Source organism: Pseudomonas sp. GW456-12-10-14-LB2 (assembly GCF_002884345.1).
GTDB lineage: Bacteria > Pseudomonadota > Gammaproteobacteria > Pseudomonadales > Pseudomonadaceae > Aquipseudomonas > Aquipseudomonas paraglycinae.
Genome location: NZ_POHV01000024.1, coordinates 91900 through 101041 on the forward strand (window position 1 = coordinate 91900; position 9142 = coordinate 101041).

Sequence of the window (9142 nt, forward strand, 5' to 3'; positions counted from 1 at the left end):
TATTTAAGGAAGAGTCATGCGCTGTCAACCACACTACGAAAGGCCGGTTTACATCTGGTTAAAAAACAAACAGAACTGTTTATTGTGCGATGAACCGGCAGACGCGCAAATCCCGATCTGCACCGCCTGCGAAACCGATCTGCCGTGGCTGGGCGATCAATGCCTGACCTGCGCCCTGCCCTTGCCAGCTGGCGGCCTGACCTGTGGGGGCTGCCTGAACGATCCACCGGCCTTTGAACAGGTGGCCGTGCCATGGACTTACAGCTTTCCGGTGGACACGCTGATCACCCGCTTCAAGCACAACGCCAAATGGCCGCTTGGCCACTTGCTCGCCGACGTTCTCGGCGAGTTCCTGCAACATCGCTTCGAAGAAGACCTGCCTCGCCCGGACGCATTGCTGCCAGTGCCGCTCGCACCAAAACGCCTGCGCCAGCGCGGCTTCAATCAAGCGGCGATGCTGGCGCAGTGGCTGGGCAAGTCACTCGACCTGCCTTGCGAGGAACACAGCCTTTTGCGCGTGCAGGATACCGACGCCCAGCAGGCCCTGAACGCCAAGGCGCGTAAACGCAATCTGCGTCACGCCTTCGCCTTGAGCCCCGATGCAAAGATGAAAGGCCGGCACCTGGCCCTTGTCGACGACGTGCTGACCACCGGCGCCACCGCTCAGGCACTGGCCCGTTTGCTGATGGACGCCGGCGCCGCGCGGGTGGATGTGTACTGCCTGGCCCGCACGCCAAAACCCGGCGACGCGGCTTGACGGATACGTCCCGAGCCGCCAACGTCCTCCCTCAACCCTTCAGCACAAAGCGTCCGCCATGTCCCTGCCCACCCTGTTGTCCCAGCACATCGTCCGCCGTCCGCAGCGCATCGCCTTGCTGCAACACATCGCCGAACAGGGTTCGATCACCCGCGCCGCAAAAAGCGCCGGTCTGAGTTACAAGGCGGCGTGGGATGCCATCGATGAGCTGAACAACCTCGCGCAAAAGCCTCTGGTCGAGCGCGCGGTCGGCGGCAAGGGTGGCGGTGGCGCCAAACTGTCGAGCGAAGGCGAGCGAGTGCTGCGCCTCTATCAAAAGCTGCAAGCCTTGCAGGCTCAAGTACTGGAAGCAGCCGAGGACGCCAGCGATCTGGACCTGCTCGGTCGGCTGATGCTCAGGACCAGCGCGCGCAATCAACTGCACGGCAAAGTCGTGCTGATCGAAGGTCAGGGCCGCAACGACCTGATCCGCCTCGAACTCGCCGAAGGTCTGTCGATCGACGCGCAGATCACCCACGACAGCACCGTGCATCTGGAGCTGCAACCGGGCACCGAAGTGGTGGCGCTGATCAAGGCCGGCTGGCTCGAATTGCTCGCGCCAGAGGCCACGCCTGCCGTCGGCCACAACCTTTTGAGCGGCCGGATCGAGGCGATTCTCGACGCCGAGGACGGCCCGAGCGAAGTGCGCATCGCCCTGCCCAATGGCCAGACCCTGTGTGCGCTGGCCGAACCGCTGGACTTGCGCACCCGAGGCCTGACGGTCGAGCAACCGTTGCAAGTGCAGTTTTCTCCGTCCAATGTGCTGCTCGGAACACCGCTCTAAACAGCGCTGCAACGAAAGCGTCATCGACCCGCATTAAGGTGGCTGCCAAAACCATGCAGGGAGCCTGATGTGAGCCTATTAGAAGAAAACCAATCCACAGACCTGGAAAAAATAGTCGGCCTGAGCCGTCGCGGTTTCATCAGCGCCGGCGCGCTGTGCGGCGCGGCGATGTTCCTCGGCGGCAACCTGCTGAGCCGCAGCGTACTGGCCGCCAGTGTCAGCGCCGGCAACAGCCGTCTGCTCGGCTTCGACAGCATTCCGGCGGCCACCACCGACACCATCAGCCTGCCCAAGGGCTACAAGTCGTCGGTGCTGATCAGCTGGGGCCAGCCGCTGCAAAAGAACGGCCCGGCCTTCGACCCGAGCGGCAACGGCACAGCGGCTGCGCAGGAAGTGCAGTTTGGCGACAACAACGACGGGATGAGCCTGTTTGAATTCCCGGGCGAGAAAAACCGTGCGTTGATGGCGATCAACAACGAATACACCAACTACCGCTACCTCTATCCGCACGGCGGCATGCCGCAATCGGCCGAGGACGTGCGCAAGGCCCTGGCCTGCGAAGGCGTGTCGGTGATTGAGGTGCAGCGCAAGAACGGCCAGTGGCAGTTCGTCCAGGGCTCGCGCTACAACCGGCGCATCCACGGCAACACGCCGATCCGCCTCAGCGGCCCGGCTGCCGGCCACGAGCTGATGAAAACCAGCGCCGACAAGCACGGCAAGAAAGTTCTCGGCACCTTCCAGAACTGCGCCAACGGCAAGACGCCGTGGGGCACCTATCTGACCTGCGAAGAAAACTTCACCGACTGCTTCGGCAGCAGCAACGCCCAGCAACAGTTCGACCCGGCGCAGAAACGCTACGGCGTGTCGGCCGCCAGCCGCGAGATCAACTGGCATCCGTTCGATCCGCGCTTCGACATGGCGAAGAACCCGAACGAACTCAACCGTCACGGCTGGGTCGTGGAAATCGATCCGTTCGACCCGCAATCAACCCCGGTCAAACGCACCGCGCTGGGCCGCTTCAAACATGAAAACGCCGCACTGGCCGAGACCGACGACGGTCGCGCCGTGGTGTACATGGGCGACGACGAACGCGGCGAGTTCATCTACAAATTCGTCAGCCGCGACAAGATCAACCACCGCAACGCCAAGGCCAACCGCGACATCCTCGATCACGGCACGCTGTACGTGGCCAAGTTCGATGCCGGCGACGGCAATCCGGATCACCCGAAAGGCCAGGGCCAGTGGATCGAACTGACCCACGGCAAGAACGGCATCGACGCCAGCAGCGGTTTCGCCGATCAGGCCGAAGTGCTGATTCACGCGCGTCTGGCAGCCAGTGTGGTCGGCGCCACGCGCATGGACCGTCCGGAGTGGATTGTGGTCAGCCCGAAAGACGGCCAGGTTTATTGCACCCTGACCAACAACGCCAAACGCGGCGAAGACGGCCAACCGGTGGGCGGCCCGAACCCGCGCGAGAAGAACGTCTACGGTCAGATCCTGCGCTGGCGCACCGACCGCGACGATCACGCGGCGAAGACCTTCGCCTGGGATCTGTTCGTGGTCGCCGGCAACCCGGGCGTCCATGCCGGTACGCCGAAGGGTGGTTCGTCGAATATCACGCCGCAGAACATGTTCAACAGCCCCGACGGCCTCGGTTTCGACAAGGCCGGACGGTTGTGGATTCTCACCGACGGCGACTCGAGCAACGCCGGTGATTTCGCCGGGATGGGCAACAACCAGATGCTCTGCGCCGATCCTGCAACCGGTGAGATTCGCCGGTTCATGGTCGGGCCGATCGGGTGTGAAGTCACCGGGATCAGTTTCTCGCCGGATCAGAAAACCCTGTTCGTCGGGATTCAGCACCCGGGCGAGAACGGCGGTTCGACCTTCCCCGAGCATTTGCCGAACGGCAAGCCACGCTCATCGGTGATGGCGATTACCCGTGAGGATGGCGGGATCGTCGGCGCCTGATCTGACGACGCTCTGATCGTTCCCGTGCGCTGCACGGGAACGATCCCACTCAAGACAGCCCGTCTGCGCTACCATGCTGAGCCGGACGCGGCAGCCTGCTGCGCGCAGGAGTCAGCATGGCCCACCCGTTTGAAACCCTCACCCCAGACCTCGTGCTCGATGCCGTCGAAAGCATCGGCTTCCTGAGCGACGCGCGCATTCTGGCGCTCAACAGTTATGAAAACCGCGTCTATCAGGTCGGCATCGAAGACTCGGAACCGCTGATCGCCAAGTTCTATCGCCCGCAGCGCTGGACCAACGAAGCAATCCTGGAAGAACACCAGTTCACCTTCGAACTGGCCGACGTCGAAATCCCGGTGGTGGCGCCGTTGATCCACAACGGTGAAACCCTGCACGAACACGCCGGTTTTCGTTTCACCCTGTTTCCCCGTCGTGGTGGCCGGGCGCCGGAGCCGGGCAATCTCGACCAGTTGTATCGCCTCGGCCAGTTGCTCGGGCGCATGCACGCGGTCGGCGGCACCAAACCGTTCGAACACCGCGAAGCACTGGCGGTGAAGAACTTCGGCCATGACTCGCTGACCACTTTGCTGGAAGGCAACTTCATACCGAAAAGCCTGCTGCCGGCCTACGAGTCCGTCGCCCGCGACCTGCTCAAGCGTGTGGAAGACGTCTACGCCAACACGCCGCACCAGAACATCCGCATGCACGGCGATTGCCACCCCGGCAACATGATGTGCCGCGACGAGATGTTCCACATCGTCGACCTCGACGACTGCCGCATGGGGCCGGCGGTACAGGACATCTGGATGATGCTCGCCGGCGATCGTCAGGATTGTCTGGGACAGTTGTCGGAATTGATGGACGGCTACAACGAATTCCATGACTTCGACCCGCGTGAACTGGCGCTGATCGAACCGCTGCGCGCCCTGCGCCTGATGCATTACAGCGCGTGGCTGGCCCGACGCTGGGACGATCCGGCGTTCCCCCGCAGCTTTCCGTGGTTCGGCAGCGAGCGGTACTGGGGCGATCAGGTGCTGGCGTTGCGTGAGCAACTGTCGGCGCTGAACGAAGAGCCGTTGAAGCTTTTCTGACACGACACGTCTATACAACTGCCCGTACAATCGCTGCTTTGTTAGCTGCCTAAGCAAGGATTCTGCATGCAAGCCGCCAACCCGCGTCGCGGGTACATTCTGGGCCTTAGCGCCTACATTATCTGGGGACTGTTCCCGCTCTACTTCAAAGCCATCGCCGAAGTGCCGGCGGTGGAAATCATCATCCACCGGGTGCTGTGGTCGGCGCTGTTCGGCGCGCTGCTGTTGATGGTGTGGAAGCATCCCGGCTGGTGGCAGGAGCTGCGCGACAACCCGAAACGCTTGGCGATTCTTGCGCTCAGCGGCACCTTGATCGCGGCCAACTGGCTGACCTACGTCTGGTCGGTGAATAACGGCCGGATGCTGGAAGCGAGCCTCGGTTACTACATCAACCCGCTGGTGAATGTGCTGCTGGGCATGCTGATCCTTGGCGAACGCCTGCGGCGCATGCAGTGGCTGGCGGTCGGTCTGGCGGCGGTCGGCGTGGCGCAGCAGGTGTGGCAGGTCGGCAGCCTGCCGTGGGTGTCGCTGGTGCTGGCGCTGACCTTCGGTTTCTACGGGCTGATCCGCAAGCAGGCGCCGGTCAAGGCGTTGCCGGGGCTGGTGGTGGAGACCTGGATGCTGGTGCCGATCGCTCTCGCGTGGCTGTTGTTCAATCCGACCGCAACCAGTGCCCAGGCCGAGTTCTGGACCACTTCCGAAGCCTGGTGGCTGGTGGCGGCCGGTCCGGTGACGCTGGTGCCGCTGGTCTGCTTCAACGCGGCGGCGCGGCATCTGCCCTACACCACCCTCGGTTTCCTGCAATACCTGGCGCCTACTTTGGTGCTGCTGCAAGCCGTGTTGCTGTTCGGCGAGCACTTGTCGTCCAGCACGCTGATCGCCTTCATGTTTATCTGGGCCGGTCTGGCGGTCTACAGCGTCGATGCGTGGCTGAGCCTGCGCCGGCGCAGCTGATCAAAAAACGCACAAACCTCCACAGGCCACGGTTCTCGTGGCCTGTATCGTTCCTTCCCAAGGTTATCCACAGCGTGATCCCCGCCGTTTGTGCGCAAGTCACTGAATGCTGGCGTTTTTTTGATCAATCTTCGCCAAGCCACGGCGGACGTGGCCTGGCGGTCAGTCTCTACAGGTTATCCACAGGCAGGTGCACGTTTAAACTGGATAACCCGATCCCTCTTCACAGGTCGGTGCGCAGCACCAATTCCACCATCAAGTCATCGGCCAGGGTTTCCAGGCGCGATTGCAGCACGTCCAGCGACAGGGTCAGCGGCACCGCCAGAATCGCCTCGGCGTGGAACAGCGGCTCGCTGCTCATCGGTGCCGGGCGCACCTCGGTCACCAGCCGCTCCAGGTTTACGCCCTGCTCGCTCAGCAACCGGGTGATGTCACGCACGATGCCCGGACGATCATTGCCCACCAGCTCCATGGCGATCGGCTTCCAGGTGCAGGCCTGCTCGATACCGCTTTCGGCCACCAGCACGCGAATCCCCTGAGCCGACAAAGCTTGTAGGGCATCGACTAATTCGTCGTAAGCCTCCGCCGGCACGCCGACCCGCAGGATCCCGGCGAACTGCCCTGCCATGCGTGACATGCGGCTTTCCAGCCAGTTGCCGCCGTGTTCGGCGATACATTGGGCGATGCGCTCGACCTGCCCGGGCTTGTCCGGTGCGAAGACGGTGAGTACGAGGTGATCCATGGCGCAGCCCTCTTGTCATGACTTTTGTTATAGAAAAGCAAGTATAGGCAAGCGTTCGACAGACGCCTCAGACGCTCGAAATCACAAATCGTGTACAACTTTTTATATTTAACTGGAACAATCCATTGGTTTTTTGAGAACATCCCGTTCCGCGCCGTGACCGCAATGCGTCATGGGGTCGCAGAACGACGTAATTAGTCTGATTTTCACAACCGCAACTCATCATGTAGTATGCCGCAGCGCGCACTACATAACGTTGGATCGATGTCTGCCCAAGGCACGTTCGCAACCCTGAAAGCCCCGTCAGCAAGGCCCCCAAGCCGTTGATTGGTCCCAGCCCAGCCGCCAGCGATGGCATGTACTGGTCGAGGGGTTTGTGGTTTAAGTGGCCAGAGGCTTCATTGTTAAATTGAAGAGCTGAAAAGCGAAATAGCTGAGCAGAGTGAGGCAAGCAATGACTGAACACGTTCAAGTCGGTGGCCTGCAGGTCGCCAAAGTCCTGTTCGACTTCGTGAACAACGAAGCCATTCCCGGTACCGGCCTCACCGCCGACAAATTCTGGGAAGGTGCCGACAAGGTCATTCACGACCTGGCGCCAAAGAACAAAGCCCTACTCGCCAAACGCGATGACTTCCAGGCTCGTATCGATGGCTGGCACCAGAGCCGTGCCGGTCAGCCGCACGACGCCGTGGCCTATAAAGCCTTCCTGCAAGAGATCGGTTATCTGCTGCCAGAAGCGGCTGATTTCCAGGCAACGACGCAAAATGTCGATGACGAAATCGCCCGTACCGCCGGCCCGCAACTCGTGGTTCCGGTGATGAACGCCCGCTTCGCCCTCAACGCCTCGAACGCCCGCTGGGGTTCGCTGTACGACGCCCTGTACGGCACCGACGCCATCAGCGAAGCCGGCGGCGCGGAAAAAGGCAAAGGCTACAACAAGGTGCGTGGCGACAAAGTCATCGCCTTCGCCCGTGCGTTCCTCGACGAAGCCGCGCCATTGGCGACCGGCTCCCACGTCGATTCCACCGGCTACAAGATCGCTGACGGCAAACTGGTGGTCACCCTCAAGGGCGGCAGCACCAGCGGCCTGCGCAACGAAGCTCAGTTGATCGGCTTCCAGGGCGACGCCAATGCGCCGATCGCGATCCTGCTGAAGAACAACGGCCTGCATTTCGAAATCCAGATCGATGCCAGCACCCCGGTTGGCCAGACCGATGCCGCCGGCGTCAAAGACATCCTGATGGAAGCAGCGCTGACCACCATCATGGACTGCGAAGACTCGGTGGCGGCTGTCGATGCCGACGACAAGGTTGTGATCTACCGCAACTGGCTCGGCCTGATGAAGGGCGACCTGGCGGAATCCGTTCCCAAGGGCGGCCAGACCTTTACCCGCACCATGAACCCGGATCGCACCTACACCAAGGTCGACGGCAGCGAGCTGACCCTGCACGGCCGCTCGCTGTTGTTCGTGCGTAACGTCGGTCACCTGATGACCATCGACGCGATCCTCGACAAGCACGGCAACGAAGTGCCGGAAGGCATCCTCGACGGTCTGGTGACTTGCCTCGCGGCGATGCACAACCTGAACGGCAACACTTCGCGCAAGAACACCCGCACCGGTTCCGTCTACATCGTCAAACCGAAGATGCACGGCCCGGAAGAAGCGGCGTTCACCAACGAGCTGTTCGGTCGCATCGAAGACGTGCTGGGCCTCAAGCGCAACACCCTGAAAGTCGGGATCATGGACGAGGAACGCCGTACCACGGTCAACCTCAAGGCCTGCATCCAGGCGGCCAGCGAGCGCGTGGTGTTCATCAACACCGGTTTCCTCGACCGCACCGGCGACGAAATCCACACCTCCATGGAAGCCGGCCCGATGGTGCGCAAGGCTGACATGAAGGCCGAGAAATGGATCGGCGCCTACGAGAACTGGAACGTCGATATCGGTCTGAGCACCGGCCTGCAAGGTCGTGCGCAAATCGGTAAAGGCATGTGGGCGATGCCCGACCTGATGGCGGCGATGCTCGAACAGAAAATCGCTCACCCGCTGGCCGGCGCCAACACTGCCTGGGTTCCGTCGCCGACCGCCGCTGCGCTGCACGCGCTGCACTACCACAAGGTCGACGTGTTCGCCCGTCAGGCCGAGCTGGCCAAACGTGCCCGCGCTTCGGTCGATGACATCCTGACCATCCCGCTGGCGGTCAACCCGAACTGGACCCCGGAGCAGATCAAGAACGAACTGGACAACAACGCCCAGGGCATTCTCGGTTACGTGGTGCGCTGGATCGACCAGGGCGTGGGTTGCTCGAAAGTGCCGGACATCAATGACGTCGGCCTGATGGAAGACCGTGCGACGCTGCGTATTTCCAGCCAGCACATCGCCAACTGGCTGCGCCACGGCGTGGTGACCGAAGCGCAAGTGATGGAAAGCCTCAAGCGCATGGCGCCGGTGGTTGACCGTCAGAACGCCAACGACCCGCTGTACCGTCCGCTGGCCCCGAACTTCGACAGCAACATCGCCTTCCAGGCGGCGGTCGAACTGGTGATCGAGGGCACCAAACAGCCGAACGGCTATACCGAGCCGGTCCTGCACCGTCGTCGTCGCGAGTTCAAGGCTGCCAACGGCCTGTAACCTGCGCTGATGCCAGACATGAAAAAGCCCTGATCTTTTGATCAGGGCTTTTTTTGTGCTCGTGAATTTGAGATTGGTGAAGGGCTTTGGATCGCCCCCTCACTGTAGAGACCGGTACATCCTTTACACATTAGACCGGGGACATCGTTTACACCTTTTACAGGCTTGATAC

General features: G+C 61.8%; 7 protein-coding genes. 6 read left to right on the plus strand and 1 reads right to left on the minus strand.

Annotation, left to right across the window (positions count from 1 at the left end; translation table 11 throughout):
* Positions 1 to 16: 16 nt before the first annotated feature.
* The 5 genes from C1X29_RS17925 to rarD all read left to right on the plus strand — a co-directional run bounded on the left by C1X29_RS17925 (position 17) and on the right by rarD (position 5596).
* Positions 17 to 757 carry a ComF family protein gene (locus C1X29_RS17925; protein ID WP_102718012.1) on the plus strand — a complete coding sequence of 247 codons (741 nt, stop codon included), beginning with the start codon at positions 17 to 19 and terminating at the stop codon, positions 755 to 757.
* 58 nt (positions 758 to 815) lie between these two features.
* Positions 816 to 1580, plus strand: a complete 765-nt coding sequence (locus C1X29_RS17930) for a TOBE domain-containing protein (protein WP_102685706.1) — start codon at positions 816 to 818, stop codon at positions 1578 to 1580.
* Positions 1581 to 1649: 69 nt separating this feature from the next.
* Complete coding sequence (locus C1X29_RS17935) at positions 1650 to 3551, plus strand: PhoX family phosphatase (RefSeq protein ID WP_102685707.1); 1902 nt, start codon at positions 1650 to 1652, stop codon at positions 3549 to 3551.
* 116 nt (positions 3552 to 3667) lie between these two features.
* Complete coding sequence (locus C1X29_RS17940) at positions 3668 to 4642, plus strand: serine/threonine protein kinase (protein WP_085609068.1); 975 nt, start codon at positions 3668 to 3670, stop codon at positions 4640 to 4642.
* 66 nt (positions 4643 to 4708) lie between these two features.
* Positions 4709 to 5596 (plus strand): EamA family transporter RarD, encoded by an 888-nt coding sequence (gene rarD / locus C1X29_RS17945; RefSeq protein WP_007959831.1) that lies wholly within the window; start codon positions 4709 to 4711, stop codon positions 5594 to 5596.
* A 223-nt stretch (positions 5597 to 5819) separates the two neighbouring features.
* On the opposite strand, the gene C1X29_RS17950 is transcribed toward rarD, so the two are convergent.
* Positions 5820 to 6338 carry a glycine cleavage system protein R gene (locus C1X29_RS17950; protein WP_011336250.1) on the minus strand — a complete coding sequence of 173 codons (519 nt, stop codon included), beginning with the start codon at positions 6336 to 6338 and terminating at the stop codon, positions 5820 to 5822.
* Positions 6339 to 6792: 454 nt separating this feature from the next.
* Between C1X29_RS17950 and C1X29_RS17955 the strand changes: the two genes are divergently transcribed.
* Positions 6793 to 8970: a malate synthase G gene (locus C1X29_RS17955; RefSeq protein WP_102718013.1), complete on the plus strand. Its 2178-nt coding sequence runs from the start codon at positions 6793 to 6795 to the stop codon at positions 8968 to 8970.
* Positions 8971 to 9142 lie beyond the last annotated feature (172 nt).